The following is a 701-nucleotide window of genomic DNA, read 5'->3' on the forward strand; positions in this document are numbered from 1 at the left end:
ACGAATATAGCGGCTGGCACGCGGATGAGATCGGGAACTTTTGCCGACACGAAAATGTTTGTAATGAAAAAACACAAACAGGGAGAAAAAAAGGCTGAGTATTTAGAAGAAATTCTTATGTACCTGTCAAGCAAGGAAATGCAGGAAAAAGCTTTCGCCGAATGTTCAAATCTGCCTTCTTATAAAAACGCCAGAACCGAATTTGCTGGAATTCAGGCTGATACTCTTGAAGGAAAACTCGCGAAGATTCAACTTATAATGTTTGACAGCGGAAGAGCCCAGCCTTTCGGAGCTAACTCAAAAATGAATAACTGGTATTATTCCCAAGGCGCTCCGGCTATCGTAATGGATATACTTACAAACGCCAATAATATGTACAGCACGACCGATCAGATCAAAGCGGGTATGGCCGTTATAGAGACAATTTGGAAAACCGGCAAAAGACCGGATTAATGTTCTGTTTTAATCTGAAACCGCCCTGTAGCCGTATGCCGGCTTGGGCGGTTTTAGTTATTATTTATCGGAGAGTATATAATGACAAATCAAAACGCAGGTTATTATAATGCCACTCCCTTTTATGTAAAAGTAATCAATTCTATTTTAAATGTATTCAGGCAAATAGGCGCTTCATTTACGGGAGGCGTAAAAGGTTTTGCGGGTGGCATTAAAAAATTTTTTGTTGATTTTTGCAAAAGATTCAT

At 39.7% G+C, this 701-nt stretch carries 1 protein-coding gene; it reads left to right on the plus strand.

What is annotated here, in order from left to right:
• Positions 1-453: hypothetical protein (locus tag ACYVRA_RS07865; protein WP_461252184.1), on the plus strand; the 453-nt coding region annotated here is incomplete at its 5' end.
• Between the last annotated feature and the right edge of the window lie 248 nt (positions 454-701).

Source organism: Treponema sp. R8-4-B8 (assembly GCF_054786175.1).